We start from the raw sequence: 18,321 nt of genomic DNA on the forward strand, positions 1-18,321 counted from the left end.
TTGATGAAGATTCTATTTCTTGTTGACGATAAGGAAGACCTAGCTTATCTCAGACTGGCTTTGACTTCCTGACGGAGATCTTCCAAACTGCTAATGCCATATTTATCCATGACTTTTGGCAGATTTTCGATGATGTCAGGACAGGCATAAGGATTGGTAAAGTTGGCTGTTCCAACTCCGATGGCAGAGGCACCAGCCAGATACATTTCTAGCGTTGCTTCAGCAGAAGCCACTCCCCCCATTCCAATGATGGGAAGGTCGGTTGTTTGGGCGACTTGGCGGATGAGTTTGAGGGCTACTGGAAAAACTGCTGGACCAGACATCCCACCTGTTCCATTTGCTAGGATTGGTTTTCTGTTTTTGAGGTCAAAGCGCATACCGACTAGAGTATTGATCATGGTTAAGCCACTTGCTCCTGCATCTTCTGTGGCTTTGGCGATGGTGACAACATCCGTTACACTAGGGGTTAACTTAACATAAACTGGCACATCAGAGGCTTCCACAGCTGCTTTTACCACTTCGTAAGCTAGATCCGGATCTTGCCCAATCAAAAGTCCATGATTGCCGTGATCCACATTCGGACAAGAGATGTTGAGCTCGATAGCTTTTACATTAGCTGCCTTGGAAATTCCTCGAGAAACGGCAGCATACTCTTGTTTTGAAAAGCCTGCTACATTGGCGATGATGGGAAGTGTAGGATACTCTCTTTCCAGCCAAGGCAATTTCTCAGCTAAAACAGCTTCTAAACCTGGATTTTGCAAGCCGATTGCATTGAGCATACCAGCAGGCGTCTCTGCAACTCTTGGAGTAGGATTACCAAAACGGGGTTCAAGTGTCGTCGCCTTGATCATAATGGAGCCTAAAAGGTCCAAATCATAGTACTTGGCATATTCCTGGCCAAAACCAAAACAGCCTGATGCTGGTATGATAGGATTTTTCAAGTCCAAGCCCGGCAGAGAAACTTGTAAACGTTTGTTAGTCATGACTTTCTCCTTATAATACAACTGTTCCAGTTCGGAAAACAGGGCCATCTTCACAGACGCGTTGACTGACAGTCTCACTATCTGGCACTTTTAGAACGCAGGCATAGCAGGCCCCCATCCCGCAAGCCATACGAGATTCTAGAGATAGATAGGCTCTTGGATGATCATAAAATCTTTGATTGATATACTTCATCATTCCAGGCGCTCCACATGAGTAAACAGCATCAAACTGACTGTCTAAGTCATTGATGACGACTGACACATTTCCCTTGATGCCATACGAACCGTCATCTGTCGTTACAAAGACCTGACCATATTGGGCCAATTCGGTTTCGAGAATAACAGCATCCTTAGTCGCAAAACCAAGGACTGTCACTACTGTCACCCCACGCGCATGCAATTCCTTGGCTACTTCAAGCAAGGGGGGAACACCAATCCCACCACCAACGAGGAGAACTTGGCTCTGATTGTCTAAATCAGACAAGTCAAAACCATTTCCCTGAGGTCCCATCACATCAAGAGTATCTCCCTGACGTAAGGTTGAAAAAATTGCGGTCCCAGCCCCCTCAATCCGATAAATGAGATGACACTGCTTATTTGCCTTGTCAATAGACGAAATTGAAATAGGACGACGCAAGAGATGGGCATCATCAGGCACACGCAAGTGAAGAAATTGGCCTGCTCGCATGGCTTCAACCATTTCTCCTTCTAGGACTAATTCAAAGATTGCTGGCGCAATTTCCTCTTGTGCGACCACCTTCATGGTTTCCAAACGAATAGCACCCAAACGTTTCTTACATGTGGGATTCATGACTTTTCCTCCTTAAATTTAAGGGGACCAGATAAAGAAAAGACCTTGCTAATGCAAGGCCTCAGTTAGGTTAGGCTAGAACTCATGCGCACACTTAAAAAGTCTCCACAGAGAGTCCCCTATCCCTTTTATCTGACACCTTGTGAGTCTCTCTGGACTCCCCTTAAAGGTTAAATTTGTATTAGTATACTCTTTCAAAGAAAAAAAGTCAAGTAGAAAACGAACATTCTACTTGACTTCACTGGATTATTTTTCACGAATGACTTCGACCTTGTAGCCATCAGGATCCTTGACAAAGTAATAGTTTGGTTGAGTTCCTGGAAGTCCATTAGGGGCTGTAACCTCATAGCCTTTCGCGCTATGTTCTTGATGAAGTGCCTCAAGATCAGGTGTACTGAGGGCGATATGGGCAAAACCATCTCCTACCACGTAAGGACCGTGGTCATAGTTATAGGTCAATTCCAACTCGTAGTCATCCCCCTCAAGTCCCAGATAGACAATGGTGAAAGCATGATCTGGAAAATCTCTGCGACGCAATTCTTTAAAACCAAAAGCATCTTGATAAAAAGCGATTGATTTTTCAAGGTTTTCTACTCGCAAGCAAGTGTGTAGCATTTTTGAAGCCATTTTCATTACCTCTTTCATTTTAATAGTTCCATTATACCTTTATTCAGGAAAATTTACTAGAAACTTGAACTAGAGTCCTCTTCTCTACGCTTTCATTCTAAGCAGCACTTTTACGATTTTCCTTGCGTATATTGCGAATAAGGAAAAGCATGATAAGGACAAAAAGTCCCTCGAGGAAGTAGAACGTAAATTCGCTGTTCATGATTAGTAAGTCTTTGTAATGATAGTTATTACCGAAAACTGAATTTGGTGCAAATAGGATTCGGAACAGTCTTCTTAGGAAAATAAAGATCTGCAAGCCATAAATCATAAAGACCTTCTTCACACCAATCATGAAGCCTTGATCCTTTGTAAAATAAGACAAGGCGATTCCATTTAACAAGAGAATAACCGTTATGGCTAGAGTCTCATTTCGTAGAATAGTTGGATCAAAGATGTCTAAACGGCTGTGAATATATGGCAACGTTTGAAAGAGTAGAATTCCCAAGATTGCTGGTATGAAAATTTTCTTCAGAGATGGTGGAAATCCAGGACTAAATCTTGTAAAAGACAAGCAAATCACAAGGATTGCAAAAATATGGAAGTAAGCTATGGCAACTCCTGAAATAGTCTGGCTTCGATTTACCAAAGCAGAAAGAAAACCAGCAGAAAGAAAGATACCGATAGGAATCAGCTTATCCAAAGAATAATCCCACTTCAGCCCCTGACTCACTTGGAAGCCATCGATGAGACAGAAAAATGTAATGAACATAAGGGCACCGATGAGGCCAAACGGTAAGGATGGAAGGACCAGGGTTAATAACAAGATTAGTAGGAACCATGGATGGGGGCTGTAGTAGAATTTTCGTTTTTCCCCCCTAGCAGTCACTCCTTCCTCAATCGGTGTTTTCCTTAATTTTAGCATATAGACGTAAAAGAGAGACAACATACCAGCATGGACCCATGAATTATAACCAGGTCGCTCTATAATACTGAGTAGCAAACTTACAATCGTAAAGAGGCTAAAGAATATCTGTAGAAACTTATTTTTAAAGACCTGTCTTTTTTTCCAATCCAAGTAAGAGTGCTTAGCCTTTGGATGACTAAGTTCATAGGCATAGGCTGTCATCTCTTCTAGTTTCTGGTCTGTCTCTTCCGTCATCATTTGGCTAGCCATTTTAGAGGTCGAAAAAGGAGTTAAAACATATCTCAAGAGCTCGCCGTCTGTAAACCGATGGTACTCCTTATAGATCTGTTGAAGCAAAACCGTTAGAATGCGTGGTCTTCCTTTAAAGTAGCTTCTCCACTTCTCCCAATCATTGATATCTTCATCGCACTTAGTGAGCTTATCTATATAAAGATAACCTTCATTGTACCAGTAATCAAAATTTTCCTTTTTGTCTAGTTCATACTCCTCTACCACTGAAGGATAGGAATGGATACTCTTCCAGAAATGGAGTTTTTTCAGGTAAGGATTTGATTCCTCATCACTGTAACACTCCACAAATTGGAAAACAAGGGCTAACACTTTCGCATTGGTTAAAGGATAGACGTCCACCTTTTCTAACAAATCAAGTAGGTGCGTGTGATCTTTGACTGATTCAAAAAGGTATTGCCAATCACGTAACAGTTTGTACTCGTCTTCATAGTGAGCATGAAGCAACTCATAGAAGGCTGCCTCAACTTCATCTGGATTATCTAGAGAGTAGTGACTAAAGTCAACGTTTTCTCCCAGCTCCCCTTTTACTTTGTCTAAGTAATCAGCCAAGTCATTCAAGAGTGGATAATCCTCTTCAAATATGACTTGTCGGTTTTTTTCAAGAATATAGGTTAAAACGGGCACGCTCTTGATTATCTGACGATTTTGATTTACTTGATCTAAGACCATAAAGCTCAGATAGGGGTGCTTGAAAAACTCTATCCAAGAGCTCAATTGATTTGCTTTGTTAGAATCCTGGAGAATTTCTTGGCAAAGTTGATAAGAATAATAGAATTCTTCAGTGGCTTCATGGGCGCTTTCAAGCGAACTGCCTTCCTCTTCTGCTATAGCTCTTTTAACCTTCCAATACTTCAGTTTATAGTAATAGCCCCAGTACTTAAAGTCAGGTATATAATCTTCCAGCAAGGGAATGAGGATAGAGAATTGCTCTGGTTTGTTAAAAATATAAACATCCATTTCCTCTAAAACGGATTGAACAATGTCCATATCATATTGATACTGATGAAAGAACTGACGCCACAGATGCTCTTGTTCCTCTTGGTTATAACCGTCATTTCCAACAATGCTTTCAACCGCATTTCGGATTAGATAGGTTCCTTCATTATAACCGCTAAAGTCAAGAGTAGACCTTGTTGTTCCTTCTTGCCCACGGTTCTCTTCATCACCAAACGTTTCAAAGTTGAGGGGACTCGCAGCTCTTTCTTCAGAATCTCCATTTAGCTGAACTTCCTCGTCATAGTCACTAAAGTCAAGGGTGGACTTTGGCTCATCCTCTTCTGCTTTAAACGTTTCAAAGTTGAGGGGACTCGCAGCTCTTTCTTCAGAATCTCCATTTAGCTGAACTTCCTCGTCATAGTCACTAAAGTCAAGGGTGGACTTTGGCTCATCCTCTTCTGCTTTAAACGTTTCAAAGTTGAGGGGACTCGCAGCTCTTTCTTCAGAATCTCCATTTAGCTGAACTTCCTCGTCATAGTCACTAAAGTCAAGGGTGGACTTTTGCTTATCCTCTTCTGCTTTATAGGTTTCAAAGTTAAAGGAATCGCTGGTTTTATCAGTTGATTGCTGATAATCACTGAAATCAAGACTAGATCTTTCAGACTCTTCGTTCTCAGTCTTTGTTTCTTCAGTCAAGTTTTCAAAGTTGAGACTAGAGTTAGGCTTTCCATTCGTCTCTTCTTCAAGTTCAGTAGCTTCTTGGGAGTCACTCGCTTTTCTTAGACTATTTTCTGGTCTCGTTTTTCTAGACCTCGCATAAGTCAAGGCTTTTTGGTAAGCTTCAACAATTTCTTGGTAAATTTCTGGTTGGTCTTCTGGGTGATAGAGCCGAACCAGTTCAGCATAACGCCTTCTAATAAGCTTGACGTCAGTCGTTGGCTCTATCCCTAAAGTTTCCCATATATTCATAAGGTCTCCTCTTTTACAGTCCTCGCTCTAAGAAGTCTAAATAGTTTGAAAATGATTGATAGAGTTTTGGCAAATGATAAACAGATGCTTGACTGACCTCTTCTTCAAATCGTCTAGTTTCAGCCATTAGCTCATCTCTTCTTCTCCCCAAGAGCATACTGTACACACGATTCGCTTTTTCAATCAAGAAACGATAAACCTCTGTTTCTTGAGCATTGATCTTATAGCGAGTCAACTCTGCTTGCTTAGCCTTGATTTCCTTTTCTGTCAGAGTAACACTATCTTGGAGAATAACATGACTAAAGACTTCCTGTGTTGAATCAATTTTCACTTCGACATCCAAAATCCCATTTAAATCATAGGTAAATCGAACTGTGAAACTTTCATTTACTCTAGTATTCACAGGGACGGGAACTTCTAATTCTCCTAGAAACAGGTTTTGTGATGCCTTCATCATCTCACCTTGATAGACCTTTATCTTGACTTGGCTCTGTCCCAATTCAGCCGTATAGTACTGCTCAATACGTGAGGCAGGGAGGGTAGAATTTCGCTCAATAATCGGCGAAAAACGGTCTCCAACTATCTCAATCCCCAGAGTAAAAGGACAAATATCAGACAGCAACAAATCTCGTATCTCACCCTGACGTTCTTTGATTCCTGCTAGGAGAGCACAACCTCTCGCTATCATCCGATCGGGATCATCAGATACCTGAACCATTTGATTGATGCAGTAGGATAAAAAGTCCTGAACCAAGCGGAGTTTCGAAGTCCCACCAACAAGAACAAAATTATCAGATGACACATAGCTATAGCGTGCATCCATCAAGGCACGGTCCAAAACAGCTTTAACACGAGCGAGCAGCGGTTGACAAAGCTCATAAAAGCGCTGGTAGCTCAAGTCTAAAGAGTATTCCTGATCTTGGTCCATCACTGTCATCTTCACTTCTTCTTTATCATTCAGTTCCAGCTTTGTCTTTTCAGCCTGTACCAAAATTTTACTATAAAATTCACGGGAAATAGTATCTTTAGTTAATTGATTGGAGGCTAAAAATTCCTCTGCAATAGCCGCAGTGAAGTCTTCTCCCCCCAAGCGATTGTCCCCTGCGATCGAGACGATTTCGACGATGTTATCAAATAGCTCTACAACTGAAATATCCAGAGTGCCACCACCAAAATCGACTACAATAAAAGATTGATCTTCTTGATTTGCCATGGATCTTTTAGCAAGTGCAGCTGCGGAAGGTTCATTGATAATCCGATCAATCTGAACTCCTGCAAATTTCCCTGCTAGTTTGGTCGCATAGCGTTGAGCATCGTTGAAATAGGCTGGAACACTGACAATCACTTCCTCAACCTTTTCTCCAAGATAAGTCTCTGCATCGTCTACCAACTTTCGAATGATAAAAGAGCTCAATTCTTCAGCCTTATATGCTCGATTTCCTAGTGTCAACTCATGCTTGGTCCCCATAAAACGCTTGAACTGTGAAACCGTCTTATCTGGGTAAGTCACCAAGCGTTCCTTGGCAATTTTTCCAACAATAATCTCATCATTGTCATCTAAAGCCACAACAGAAGGAGTCAAATACTCACCAAAAGCATTGGGAATCAACTTGACCTGGCCATCTTGGTATACCCCTACTAAAGAATTAGTCGTTCCTAAATCAATACCTACTATCATCTTCTTCTAACTCCAAATCTTTTTTAGATATTCCTATTATACAGGAAATATCCTATTTTCTTTGAAAAAATCTGTCATTTACTCTTTAAAATAGAAAATCGTTTAAGGAAAATAAAAAAGTTTCACCCTACTCTTGCGGTAAAAACCACGAGAGTAAGAATGAAACAGTTTGTCATTATTTACCAAGTTTTGCTTTCGCTGCATCTGCAAGAGCTGTGAAAGCTGCTGCATCGTTAACAGCTAAGTCAGCAAGCATTTTACGGTTAACTTCGATTTCAGCCAATTTCAAACCATGCATCAATTGTGAGTATGAAAGTCCGTTCAAACGAGCTGCCGCATTGATACGAGTGATCCACAATTTACGGAAGTCACGTTTTTTCTGACGACGGTCACGGTATGCATAGTAGTAAGAGTTCATTACTTGTTCTTTTGCAGTACGGAACAAGATGTGTTTAGCTCCATAGTAACCTTTTGCTAATTTAAGAATACGTTTACGACGTTTGCGTGATACAACGCCACCTTTAACACGTGCCATGTTTTATTTCCTCCAAATATTTCCTAGAATTGTTTACTTACTGTTAGGCTATTATTTCAAGCGAGTAAGCATTGCTTTGATACGTTTGAAATCTCCTGAATGCACCATAGATGCTTTACGAAGATGACGACGTTGTTTCTTAGTTTTTCCGTGGAAACGGTGAGAAGTGTAAGCACGGAAACGTTTAAGTCCACCAGAACCTGTACGTTTGAAACGTTTAGCTGATGCGCGGTGTGTTTTTTGTTTTGGCATGATTTTTTCTCCTTTATTTAACTTTCTGACAATTATTTTTTGTCAGTTGCTGGCGCCAACTGCATGAACATTTGGCGTCCATCCATCTTAGCTCGTTGTTCGATGATCGCAATATCTTGTGTTGCTTCAGCAAACTCGGCTAAAACTTTTGCACCAATCTCTTTATGGGTGATCATACGCCCTTTAAAGCGAATGGATACCTTAACTTTATTTCCTTTTTCAAGGAACTTGCGTGCATTGCGAAGTTTCGTTTCGAAATCACCCTTATCGATAACTGGGCTCAAACGAACTTCTTTCACGGTCACAACGCTTTGTTTTTTGCGTTGTTCTTTTTGCTTTTTCTGGTACTCAAATTTGAACTTACCGTAGTCCATAATTTTAGCAACAGGCGGTTTTGCTTGGGGTTGAATCAATACTAAGTCAACATTTGCACTATCAGCCAATGCTTGCGCTTCGCTGAGTGGCTTAATGCCTAGCTGTTCTCCCTCAAGACCGATCAAGCGAACTTCACGTACACGAATTTCATCATTGATGAATAAGTCTTGCTTTGCTATGGTTTTCACCTCTTTTTTATTATTAGAGAAAAACAAGAGCGGACTCGTAATGATACAAGCCCGCACGTTATGATAGCGTTTCTTAGAAACTTTTCATCCGTAGGGCCAGGCAACTTGATGTCACAAGGCGAGAAGCTCTCACTTCTGCTTTTCTCAACTTTTATATGATACCAAGTTTTCTATCCCTTGTCAAGATAAAAAGTCAATTTTTCGAAAAGTTTGTCTATTTTATCGAACCGTTTCAATTCTCCAACTATTCCATCCTTTAAAGCGGATAGCCCCTTGCTGGTCAGTTCTGTAAATCTTACTCTTGATATTTTCCAGTTGTGTCAAGGTTTCCTGATGAGGGAGTTTTGCTCGATTGCTCTTTCCAACTGAAATGAGAGTGAACTCAGGTTTGAGCTGTTCTAGGAAAGCTGAATTGGATGATGTTTTAGCACCATGTTGGCCTGCTTTCAGGACATCCACCTCTAAGTCAGGGTATTGCTTTAGAAGATCCTTCTCTCCCTTCTCTTTCAAATTTCCTGTGAAGAGAAAGTGCTTATCCAAAAGTTTTCCATAAAGAACCAGAGAATCATCACGGTCCCCATCTCCAATCTGCCTTGGAGATAGAAGTTCTAAGTAACTGCCAAAAATCGGGAAATACTCCCCAGCTGTCACACTACGTACCTTGTTTTGACTTGCTTCTAGTCCCGCTACAAATTCCTTCTGTGTCAGACTTCCTTTTGATACTAAAATCTCCCCGACATGGAAAGCCTTGGTCACCTCCAGTAAATCACCAACATGCTCCTTATCTGTATTTGTCAAAATCAGCTGGTCAATCTTGTCTACTCCTCGACTTTTAAGATAGGGAATCAAGGTTCTCTGGGCATTGCTGGTCGTCGACTTTTCTTGCCAAGCCTCGATTTTCTTATCAGATTCTGCCTTACCACCTACATCTATGAGAATAGTTTTCCCAGTCACATCCCGTAGGAAAATACTTTCTCCTTGCCCCACATCCAGCATGGTGATTTCATTTTCCAGTGGATGCTTGGTCAAGATAAAGAGCCCCACAATAAAGAGACTGAATACTGCTAGTCTTTTAATGTTTTTCCTCATATCATAGACCAAGGCTAATGAAACTAAGAGGAGAATCAACAGCCATGTGGTGGGTTGACCAAGGACCAGGGGCCTACTTGCCAGCTGCGATACCAAGCGAATGACGCCCTCTAACCACTCAAAGACAAAGTTAAACTGAGTGACTGGGTAAATAAAAGACAGAATGAATAAGATGGACAAAAGCGGTAAGAATACCACATCAAACAGAAAGGAAAAAACAAAGGTCAAAAGAATAGACCAAGGCTGAAATTCTGCAAAATAGAAGGATAGAATGGGCAATATTCCCAAAGAAATGACCAAACTTTCTCTGGCAACAGCCTTGAGCCCATCGCCTTCTTTGCTAGTCATGGTCAAGATAAAAGCATAAGCGCAGGACAAGACTCCTCCTGCAGTTAGGAAAAAGTTGGGCATAATGATAAAAAGGACAAGGATCGTCAAGGCAAAATTATCCAAACCTTTAACACCATGTTGGGATAGTAACTTTTGCAAGAGACTGCGAATGACCGAAGCTGAAAATCCTGTCAGACCTGCATAGATAAGGGAAAAGGGATAGGTCAGCCACTTCAACTTTTCTTGGGTCAAGCCCAATCGTAAGAGGAGTTTCTTAAAGGCATCCATAAAGAAGCCCACTTGCATACCCGACAAGGCAAAGAGATGGATAATTCCAAGACTGGAATAAAGCTCATTCATCTCCTCAAAGTCCGTGTCCAAATGTCCTAAAAGAAGACCTGTCATATAATTGCGCATAGAATCTGGAAAGTGCATCTTGATCCAAACGACAGCCTTTCGACGTAAACTGGACAGATTTTCTCCTATATCCCAACTGCTAATCTTTTTCATTGACTGGATACTCTTGATAGTCAAAGTTTGGTAAATCCCCTGAGTTTTCAGATAGGCTTGGTAGTCAAAGCCACCAAAATTTCTCTGGCCTTCTGGCTCGGAAAGTTTTCCTTCTAGTTCTATCTCATGAAGGTCTGTCAAGGTTTGAAATTGCTCTTTCTCCTCCTCGGACTGGAGTTTATAGTAAACTTGGAAGGTGCGGCCCTCAGCCTTGCCCCGAAAGGACAGACTGTCTCCATTGACTTTGATGGTATCTGGTAAAATCCGTACCCTTTCAACAGAATCCACTAGGTTTTGACTAGCTTGTGTCTGTTGCCAAGTTTGAAACAGAAACCAAAATCCAAAAACTCCACAAATCGCTAGAACTTTTCCAGCAGATTTCCAAGAAAATTGAAAAAAGAGACAGACGAGCAAAAAAACAAAACCTAGCAGTGCGAGATAGGACGCTCCAAAAATGGCATAGTAAAGCCAGAGCAACAGAAAGCTCAGATAGATTAGAGGAATAGGGAAATTCTTAATCCACTGTAACATAGTCTTTTAGCTTTTCTATGGTCTTAGCGCCAATACCAGAGACCTTCTTTAATTCATCAACCGACTTGAACTTGCCATTTGCCTCACGATGATCGATAATATCCTGGGCTCGTTTTCCTCCCAAGCCTTTGACCTGCTTGAGTTCTTCCAGACTAGCTTTATTTAGGTTGACCTTCTTATCTTTACTTGTCGAAGAAGTCGTTCCAGAGGCAGTCTGCTGACTCACTGCTTCTTCTCCCTTAGTTGGAACATAGACAAGAGCCTCGTCACTGACTTTCTGTGCTAGATTGAGCGACTTACTATCTGCTTCCTCTGTCAATCCACCCGCCTTCTGAACGGCATCATGAACACGACTCCCTACTGGTAAATCATAAATCCCTGGCGATTTAACAGCACCTTTGACATCTACCGTAATCAAATCTTGTTCAGGAGACTCGTCCTTTTCTTCCTTCTTCACTTCTTTTTCAGACGATGAATCCTTTGAAACAGCTGCGACTTCAGCCTGCAAATTTGATTCTTTTACAGATGTTTGTGAAGTTGGCTTTAGTAGGAAAAATCCGCCCAAGGCCAAACCTAAACCAGCACAAATGACAAGGATTTTATACTCTTTGATTTTCTCGATAATTGCTTTCATATTTTCTCCTCTCTTAAATTATTCGTAAGTGAAAGAAAAAACAGTTGAAAATTTCTTTTCAACTGCTTATTTATTTGCAAAATAGTCTTCCTTAGTCAAGACATAATGAACCCTTGTGATCATTCGACCTTGTTCTTTATTATCCATTCTGGCATAGGGTTCTTCGTGAGAAAAGCGCATACCTGATTTCTCCATGACTCTTCCAGATGCGGGATTATCTTTATCGTGAAGAGCTGTCAACTTGTTCATTCCAATCTTCTCAAAAGCCAGCTCAATCACGGCACGATTGGCTTCTGTCGTCAATCCTTGATTCCAATACTTTTTATTGATAATGTAGCCAATGGCTGCCTTCTTAAGAACAGTATCGATCTTGTGCAAGTCAATGGTACCAATAAACTGACCATTGCTTTTTAGTTCGATTCCCCACCGTCCCAAGGGACTGGCCAAGTAAAACTGAGCAATGTTGTTCTTAGTTTCTTCTAAGCTTTGATTTGTTGGAAAAGTGTAGCGTGTATTTTCACTGTCTGAAGCATACTCAAACATAGCTTCTGCATCATCCAAGGTTACAGGTCGGAGCAATAAACGCTTCGTTTCTATAGTTGGATACTTGGAAAATTTAACAAATATTGATTCCATACTTTTCCCTCCATTAGAGCTTGATTCTCACTAGAATAGCATAAAAAAATTTGAATGACAAGTTTTTCTTGATTTTTGAAGCGGTTTCATATACAATAAAACCATCACATTTTTGATTTATGGAATGGAATGTGACAACTAAAACAATCCAACAATTGAAAGGTAGGTTATCTCTATGTTAATCGGAATCCCAAAAGAAATTAAAAATAACGAAAACCGCGTTGCCCTAACTCCTGCTGGCGTCCATAGTTTAGTCAGCCGTGGACATCGTGTCCTCATCGAAACAAATGCTGGTCTCGGTTCAGGATTTACTGATGCGGACTATCAAAAGCAAGGAGCTGAGATTGTCGCTACTGCTGCAGAAGCATGGGATGCCGAGTTAGTCGTGAAAGTAAAAGAACCACTAGCTTCTGAATACGGTTATTTGCGCGACGATCTTCTCCTCTTCACCTACTTGCACATGGCCGCTGCACCAGAATTAGCAGATGCTATGTTAGCAGCCAAAACAACAGGAATTGCCTATGAAACTGTTCGTGACAATCAAGGACAACTACCGCTCCTCGTTCCTATGAGTGAGGTTGCAGGTCGTATGGCTGTTCAAATCGGAGCTCACTTCCTTACTAAGCAAGCTGGTGGCTCTGGTGTTTTACTTGGTGGTGTACCAGGTGTTCCAAAAGGAAAAGTAACCATCATCGGTGGTGGTGTCGTCGGTACACATGCTGCCCGCATTGCCCTTGGTCTTGGAGCTCAAGTAACTATTTTAGATATCAGCGCTAAGCGTCTCTCAGCTCTAGAAGAAGTCTTTGGAAATCAAATTCAAACTCTTATGTCTAATTCATTCAACATCGAAGCAAGTGTGAGAGATGCTGATGTGGTGATTGGTGCAGTTCTCATCCCTGGTGCCAAAGCACCGAAATTGGTGACAGATGAGATGGTCAAACAGATGCGTCCAGGCTCTGTCATCGTTGACGTTGCCGTTGACCAAGGTGGTGTTATTGAAACAGCTGACCGTGTGACAACGCACGATGAACCAGTCTATGAAAAACACGGTGTTCTCCACTATGCCGTTGCCAATATCCCTGGTGCGGTTGCTCGTACTTCAACAATCGCCCTAACCAATGTCACTCATCCTTATATCGAAGCATTGGCTGACAAAGGTTTTGCACATGCAATCTCTGAAGATGAGGGCTTGCGTCAAGGTGTGACCACTTATCAAGGTTACTTGACCAGCCTCCCAGTTGCCCAAGGCCTGGGTAGAGATTTCACTTCTATCAATGAATTGATTTAAAATTGGTTGACCATTCTTTCAAGCTAGAATAGACTCATACTACTCTACAAATTCCATAACAAGATATTGTTTCTAACAACTTACCCATAGTAATTCGTTTTAATTTATAAAGAAAGAACCCAAGAATAAATTCTGGGTTCTTTTTAGTATTTCTCGTACAAAAGATGCTTTTGTACAATTAGAGAGCCTTAGTCCTTCTTACGAACGACAAAGCCTACTAGACCGGCGATAAATAAACCAATCATTGAAAGAAGACTGGTAGAAGCTGTACCTGTGCTTGGTAGAGCTTTCTTATCTTGGCTTGCAGTTTCTTCTTTCTTAGTGTTTTCAGCTTGGTTCCCTGTTGTTGCAGTACCATTCTTATTACCGTTGGTTGTTGTAGAAGCTACTTTCTTAGTTCCAACTTCGACAATCTCATCTACTGCTGGAGTAGTGATTGTGTTTGATTTCTCAACTCGACCTGTTTCAACGCCATCTGTGTAAGTCACTGTATAAACAATGGTGCGAACACCCTTCTTACCAGTAGCTTTCACTCGACGACTTCCTTCTGGAAGGTCTGCGTTCTGCACTTCTTTGACTTGGAAAGCAACTTCTTCTGTCTTCGTTTCTTCCTTAGTCGTTACAACTGGGGCTACTACTTTCTTAGTTCCAACTTCGACAACTTCGTCTACTGCTGGAGTAGTGATTGTATTGGATTTCTCAACACGACCTGTTTCAACACCGTCTGTGTAAGTCACTGTATAAACAATGGTGCGAACACCCTTCTTACCAGCTGTCTTCACTTGACGACTGCCTTCTGGAAGATTTGGATTTGTTACTTCCTTAGTTTGGAAAGCAACTTCTTCTGTCTTGGTCTCTTCCTTAGTCGTTACAACCGCTGCTTTCTTAGTTCCAACTTCGACAACTTCGTCTACTGCTGGAGTAGTGATTGTGTTTGATTTCTCAACACGACCTGTTTCAACGCCGTCTGTGTAAGTGACAGTTTCAACAATCGTACGAACACCCTTTTGACCAGCTGTCTTCACTCGGCGAACACCTTCAGCTAAGAGTGCATTTTCAACCTCACGAGTCTGGAAGGCAACTTCTTCAGTTTTGGTTACTTCCTTAGTGGTTACAACTGCTTTTGAACCGGTATAAGTAATCTTGTTTTTGGCTGCTTTCTTGGTCTTGCGTGAAACTTCTTTACGAGATTTTTCAACACCATCCACTTTTGTCACTTCATAAGTGACTTCATCGATACCTTCTTCACCTTCTTCAACACGCGTTTGACCTTTATCCAGTGCTGGGTCTACTTTCGTTTCTTCTTTGAAAGCAACTTTTTCCTCTACAGTCACTGTTTCTTTGGTTTCTACACCTGTTTTCTTAGTTCCAACTTCGATGATTTCTTCTACTGGTTCTTTGGTAACTTTCTCGCTTTTCTTAGTACGAGCTGTTTCTTTACCATCTGTCAGTGTGATATCCCAAGTAATGGTCTTAGTACCTTTAACACCCGCTTGTTTCACATTGCGAGTACCTTCTGCAAGATCAGCATTGTTTTCGGTACGAGATGCATAAGGAATCTCTTCTGTCGTAGTGATTTCTTGATGCTCAACTTTTGGTTCCGTTGGTTGTTCTGTCTTACCAGCCAACAAAGCTTCAGCCTTGGCTTTCAACTCATTGTAGCGAGCTTCATATGCCACAAAACCTTTTTGAGCTTCTGGACTCTTCATTGCCTTCTTTGCGGTAGGAAGGTAGTTAGTAGCTTCCGCCAAACTATCTTCTAATCCAGCTTTGTTGTCTTCATCATTAGGATTAGCTTTATAGTCAGCGATGAAAGCCTCTAGATCATTCAGTTTATCTCTAAATCGGAATGCCACGACTCTCTCTTGGCCATCTGGAATTTCTTCATCTTCCGCCGGTGTTTCTTCTGCATGCACTGTTGGAATTTGATATAGATCTGGAGCTACATGATAAGTTGCTACTCCAAGAGCGTTTAAAGCAAGTATTGAAATCCCTAACTTTAATAATTTTTTTCTACTCATTCTTTTTCCCTTAATTCATTTAATATATAGTAAGGAAGAGAGGAAATATTTCTACTCTCCTTTTACTATATGATACTAACGTTCAGCTTTACGCTTCCAAACTAGAAGTCCAGCAAGTCCTAGAGCTAGGGCAGCAAGTACTCCAAAGATTGAAGATGCTTCAGAACCTGTATTTGGCAATGTTTTCTTAGGTTCTGCAGGAGGAACGGTTCCACCTGGTGGCGGAGTTTGTGGTTTTTCTGGTGTTGGTGGTGTTGGCGGGAACACTACAACCTTGTTGGTAGGCTTTGGATTATGGTTAAAGCTTACTGTAGCTGTATTAGGAACACCAGCAGCGAATTGTGTAAAATCTGTTCCTTCTTTGAAGTTAGTGTAAAGTACAAGACGTACGGTACTTCCCTTCAAGGCTTCAAGAACATCCTTATCGCTGATTTCAAGAGTTACAATGTTTTTAGCTTCATCGTAAGTAACAGTGGCAATTGCTTCCAACTCTTTACCTACTAATTCACCACGATCATTTGAAGCCTTACTCAATTTATCAATAGCTGCTTGAAGCTTAGTTTGAGCTTCTTTTAGTTTCTTGATTTCATTTTCAAGTTTCTCTTGTTGTTGTTTCTTATCAGCTGGTGCCAATTCTGCTTCTTTCTCAGCTGGTGCTTGAAGTTTAGCCAAGTTTTCTTCAGCTGCTTTCAACTCTGCTTCCAAGCTTACAAGATCTTGACTTGGCTCGCTAGTTGCAGGTTTCTTATCTTCTGTTGCAGAAGAATCAGATGTAGCTGGAGTTGTTTCTTCAGTAGCTGTTGCTGGAGTAGCTGGTGTTGTAGTTTCAGCTGGTTTAGCTGGCTGCGCTGCCTTAGCTGCTTCCAACTTCGCTTTCAATTCAGCTACTTTAGCTTCCGCTGCCTTGAGTTCTTCCTTCTTACCAGTCTCTGTTGAAGTCTCATCAGTTGACTTGCCTGTCAAAGCTTTGAGTTCTTTCTCAGACTGTTCAAGTTGAGCTTGAAGAGTTGCTTTGATCTTGTCAAACTGAGCATTTTCAACTTTAAGAGCGATACGGTCTTTGTTGACTTTCAAGACTGAATTGATTTCATCCGTGATTGTAAAACTAGTCAAGTCTGTCTTGATAAGACGACCATATTGATCCTTCTTAGCATTTCCGTTTTCATCTACAGGATCTGTTGGAACCGGTGTAGTAATATCGAATCGGAAGGTATCTAAAGCGTTTGGCAAGTGGTATTCTTTATCAGGTTTAGATCCATCTTCTGGTCCAACAGACTTAGCTGGTTCACCTGGTGTTGGATCTGTTGGTTTTTCTGGGTCACGCGGTTTCACCGTTACCGGTTTTGATTCCTTGCTGCCAGATTGACCATTGGCATCCTTGAAGTTAACAGTTGCTTTGTTTGGTACCAATTGATCCTTATAAGGAGTCAAATCGCTATTCGCTTTGAGTTTAGCTGGGATGTACAATTGAATCTCTTTGAAGCCTTTTAGTCGAGCGAAATCTTTCACTTTCACAGTGACAGTGTTTCCTTCAACACTTGTTTCAAGAGCTCCATTTGCATCACGACCGTCCACATAGGCTACTGGTGTATCAGCGATTGCCAAAACAGATTCAAGTGTATCCGTTACGATAAACTCTTTGTACTTATCAATATCTTTTGGTAAAGCTGTATTGACATTGTACATGTAAGGTGCATCGTATTCGACATCCAAGTGATCCAAGGTACGGTTGATTTTCTTCGTAATTTCTGGTTCTGGTTCTTTTGGAACGATAACCGGAACTTTATTCGAATCTTTGTGTAGCCCTGGTCTATTTGGAATGTTTGCATCATAAGAAGCCTTATTCGGAATCTGTGTACGGCCGTCTTCCTTCACATATGCAGACAAGTTCGCGCCGGCTTTGATCTTGGCGTCGAATGTTAATTCAACTGCTTGACCGCCATTGGCTTTCACTTGTTCCTCTGTAAGGGTCAAGGTAATCGTTTGACCTTCTACCTTGATTTGACTTGCATTAAGAGCTTGACCATTCAAGATTGCACTTGCTGAACCTGCATAATCAAGAACAGACTCAAGTGTATCACTTACACTGAAGGATGATACATCTGTTGGGACACTTGTTTTCACGTTGTATGTGAAAATTTGGTCACGATCAGCAAGTGTTTCTTCAGCTTTAGTATTCACATCTTTCTTGATTTCTGGCTCGTCTGGTGTTGGTGGCGTTACTGGAACTTCGTTAGAGTCCTTGTGCACACCTGGTTTGTGTGGGAAGCTTGCGTCATAAGAAGCCTTATTCGGAATCTGTGTACGGCCGTCTTCCTTCACATATGCAGACAAGTTCGCGCCGGCTTTGATCTTGGCGTCGAATGTTAATTCAACTGCTTGACCGCCATTGGCTTTCACTTGTTCCTCTGTAAGGGTCAAGGTAATCGTTTGACCTTCTACCTTGATTTGACTTGCATCAAGAGCTTGACCATTCAATTTAGCACTTGAAGTTCCTGCGAATTCAAGAACGTCCACTAGGGTATCTGTGACTGAGAAAGCTGTCGCATCTTGCGCTACACTTGTTTTCACATTGTATGTGAAGACTTCATCACGTTTTGCGAGAGTTTCAGCTTCTTTGCCGTTCACATCTTTCTTGATTTCTGGCTCGTCTGGTGTTGGAGGTGTTACTGGGACTTCGTTAGAGTCCTTGTGCACACCTGGTTTGTGTGGGAAGCTTGCGTCATAAGA

At 41.4% G+C, this 18,321-nt stretch carries 14 protein-coding genes and 1 other annotated feature; of the genes, 1 reads left to right on the forward strand and 13 read right to left on the reverse strand.

Annotated elements, in window-relative coordinates; translation table 11 throughout:
* Positions 1-44 precede the first annotated feature (44 nt).
* The 11 genes from MP387_RS05525 to MP387_RS05575 all read right to left on the reverse strand — a co-directional run bounded on the left by MP387_RS05525 (position 45) and on the right by MP387_RS05575 (position 12,282).
* The gene (locus MP387_RS05525; protein WP_242745643.1) at positions 45-1,031 is read right to left on the reverse strand and encodes a dihydroorotate dehydrogenase; all 987 of its coding nucleotides are present in this window, start codon (positions 1,029-1,031) and stop codon (positions 45-47) included.
* A complete protein-coding gene (locus MP387_RS05530) occupies positions 994-1,794 on the reverse strand; it encodes a dihydroorotate dehydrogenase electron transfer subunit (protein WP_242745645.1) in 801 nt (266 codons plus the stop codon). The genes MP387_RS05525 and MP387_RS05530 overlap by 38 nt, the downstream gene beginning before the upstream one ends.
* A gap of 246 nt (positions 1,795-2,040) precedes the next feature.
* On the reverse strand, positions 2,041-2,421 hold the full coding sequence (gloA, locus tag MP387_RS05535; RefSeq protein WP_000157150.1) for a lactoylglutathione lyase: 381 nt from the start codon (positions 2,419-2,421) through the stop codon (positions 2,041-2,043).
* A 97-nt stretch (positions 2,422-2,518) separates the two neighbouring features.
* Positions 2,519-5,524 carry a J domain-containing protein gene (locus MP387_RS05540; protein ID WP_242745646.1) on the reverse strand — a complete coding sequence of 1,002 codons (3,006 nt, stop codon included), beginning with the start codon at positions 5,522-5,524 and terminating at the stop codon, positions 2,519-2,521.
* Between the two features lie 13 nt (positions 5,525-5,537).
* A complete protein-coding gene (locus tag MP387_RS05545) occupies positions 5,538-7,202 on the reverse strand; it encodes a molecular chaperone HscC (protein ID WP_242745648.1) in 1,665 nt (554 codons plus the stop codon).
* 175 nt (positions 7,203-7,377) lie between these two features.
* Complete coding sequence (gene rplT / locus MP387_RS05550) at positions 7,378-7,737, reverse strand: 50S ribosomal protein L20 (protein ID WP_000124830.1); 360 nt, start codon at positions 7,735-7,737, stop codon at positions 7,378-7,380.
* A 51-nt stretch (positions 7,738-7,788) separates the two neighbouring features.
* Positions 7,789-7,989 carry a 50S ribosomal protein L35 gene (gene rpmI / locus MP387_RS05555; protein WP_001125942.1) on the reverse strand — a complete coding sequence of 67 codons (201 nt, stop codon included), beginning with the start codon at positions 7,987-7,989 and terminating at the stop codon, positions 7,789-7,791.
* Positions 7,990-8,021: 32 nt separating this feature from the next.
* Positions 8,022-8,552 (reverse strand): translation initiation factor IF-3, encoded by a 531-nt coding sequence (infC, locus tag MP387_RS05560; RefSeq protein ID WP_007521573.1) that lies wholly within the window; start codon positions 8,550-8,552, stop codon positions 8,022-8,024.
* A gap of 15 nt (positions 8,553-8,567) precedes the next feature.
* Positions 8,568-8,699: a sequence feature (ribosomal protein L20 leader region), on the reverse strand.
* Between the two features lie 72 nt (positions 8,700-8,771).
* Positions 8,772-11,012 (reverse strand): DNA internalization-related competence protein ComEC/Rec2, encoded by a 2,241-nt coding sequence (locus tag MP387_RS05565; protein WP_242745650.1) that lies wholly within the window; start codon positions 11,010-11,012, stop codon positions 8,772-8,774.
* Positions 10,996-11,646, reverse strand: a complete 651-nt coding sequence (locus tag MP387_RS05570; protein WP_242745652.1) for a helix-hairpin-helix domain-containing protein — start codon at positions 11,644-11,646, stop codon at positions 10,996-10,998. Before MP387_RS05570 ends, MP387_RS05565 begins: the two co-directional genes overlap by 17 nt.
* A gap of 66 nt (positions 11,647-11,712) precedes the next feature.
* Positions 11,713-12,282, reverse strand: a complete 570-nt coding sequence (locus MP387_RS05575; RefSeq protein WP_242745654.1) for a GNAT family N-acetyltransferase — start codon at positions 12,280-12,282, stop codon at positions 11,713-11,715.
* A gap of 175 nt (positions 12,283-12,457) precedes the next feature.
* Here MP387_RS05575 and ald point away from each other — a divergent pair, with 175 nt between their 5' ends.
* Positions 12,458-13,570, forward strand: a complete 1,113-nt coding sequence (ald, locus tag MP387_RS05580; RefSeq protein ID WP_242745655.1) for an alanine dehydrogenase — start codon at positions 12,458-12,460, stop codon at positions 13,568-13,570.
* Positions 13,571-13,758: 188 nt separating this feature from the next.
* Here ald and MP387_RS05585 read toward each other — a convergent pair whose 3' ends face one another.
* Together MP387_RS05585 and MP387_RS09165 are read right to left on the reverse strand one after the other, a co-directional pair.
* On the reverse strand, positions 13,759-15,591 hold the full coding sequence (locus MP387_RS05585) for a G5 domain-containing protein (protein ID WP_242745657.1): 1,833 nt from the start codon (positions 15,589-15,591) through the stop codon (positions 13,759-13,761).
* A gap of 75 nt (positions 15,592-15,666) precedes the next feature.
* Positions 15,667-18,288 carry an isopeptide-forming domain-containing fimbrial protein gene (locus MP387_RS09165; protein ID WP_480988411.1) on the reverse strand — a complete coding sequence of 874 codons (2,622 nt, stop codon included), beginning with the start codon at positions 18,286-18,288 and terminating at the stop codon, positions 15,667-15,669.
* Between the last annotated feature and the right edge of the window lie 33 nt (positions 18,289-18,321).

The sequence above is a fragment of the Streptococcus oralis genome (genome assembly GCF_022749195.1).
Taxonomy (GTDB): Bacteria; Bacillota; Bacilli; order Lactobacillales; family Streptococcaceae; genus Streptococcus; species Streptococcus oralis_CI.

Bases quoted from the DNA above. Each gene is read 5' to 3' on its own strand.
- ald (WP_242745655.1), top strand. From the start codon at position 12,458: ATGTTAATCGGAATCCCAAAAGAAATTAAAAATAACGAAAACCGCGTT.
- MP387_RS05545 (WP_242745648.1), bottom strand. From the start codon at position 7,202: ATGATAGTAGGTATTGATTTAGGAACGACTAATTCTTTAGTAGGGGTA.
- MP387_RS05525 (WP_242745643.1), bottom strand. From the start codon at position 1,031: ATGGCCCTGTTTTCCGAACTGGAACAGTTGTATTATAAGGAGAAAGTC.
- rpmI (WP_001125942.1), bottom strand. From the start codon at position 7,989: ATGCCAAAACAAAAAACACACCGCGCATCAGCTAAACGTTTCAAACGT.
- MP387_RS05570 (WP_242745652.1), bottom strand. From the start codon at position 11,646: ATGAAAGCAATTATCGAGAAAATCAAAGAGTATAAAATCCTTGTCATT.
- MP387_RS05530 (WP_242745645.1), bottom strand. From the start codon at position 1,794: ATGAATCCCACATGTAAGAAACGTTTGGGTGCTATTCGTTTGGAAACC.
- rplT (WP_000124830.1), bottom strand. From the start codon at position 7,737: ATGGCACGTGTTAAAGGTGGCGTTGTATCACGCAAACGTCGTAAACGT.
- gloA (WP_000157150.1), bottom strand. From the start codon at position 2,421: ATGGCTTCAAAAATGCTACACACTTGCTTGCGAGTAGAAAACCTTGAA.
- MP387_RS05575 (WP_242745654.1), bottom strand. From the start codon at position 12,282: ATGGAATCAATATTTGTTAAATTTTCCAAGTATCCAACTATAGAAACG.
- MP387_RS05540 (WP_242745646.1), bottom strand. From the start codon at position 5,524: ATGAATATATGGGAAACTTTAGGGATAGAGCCAACGACTGACGTCAAG.
- MP387_RS05585 (WP_242745657.1), bottom strand. From the start codon at position 15,591: ATGAGTAGAAAAAAATTATTAAAGTTAGGGATTTCAATACTTGCTTTA.
- MP387_RS05565 (WP_242745650.1), bottom strand. From the start codon at position 11,012: ATGTTACAGTGGATTAAGAATTTCCCTATTCCTCTAATCTATCTGAGC.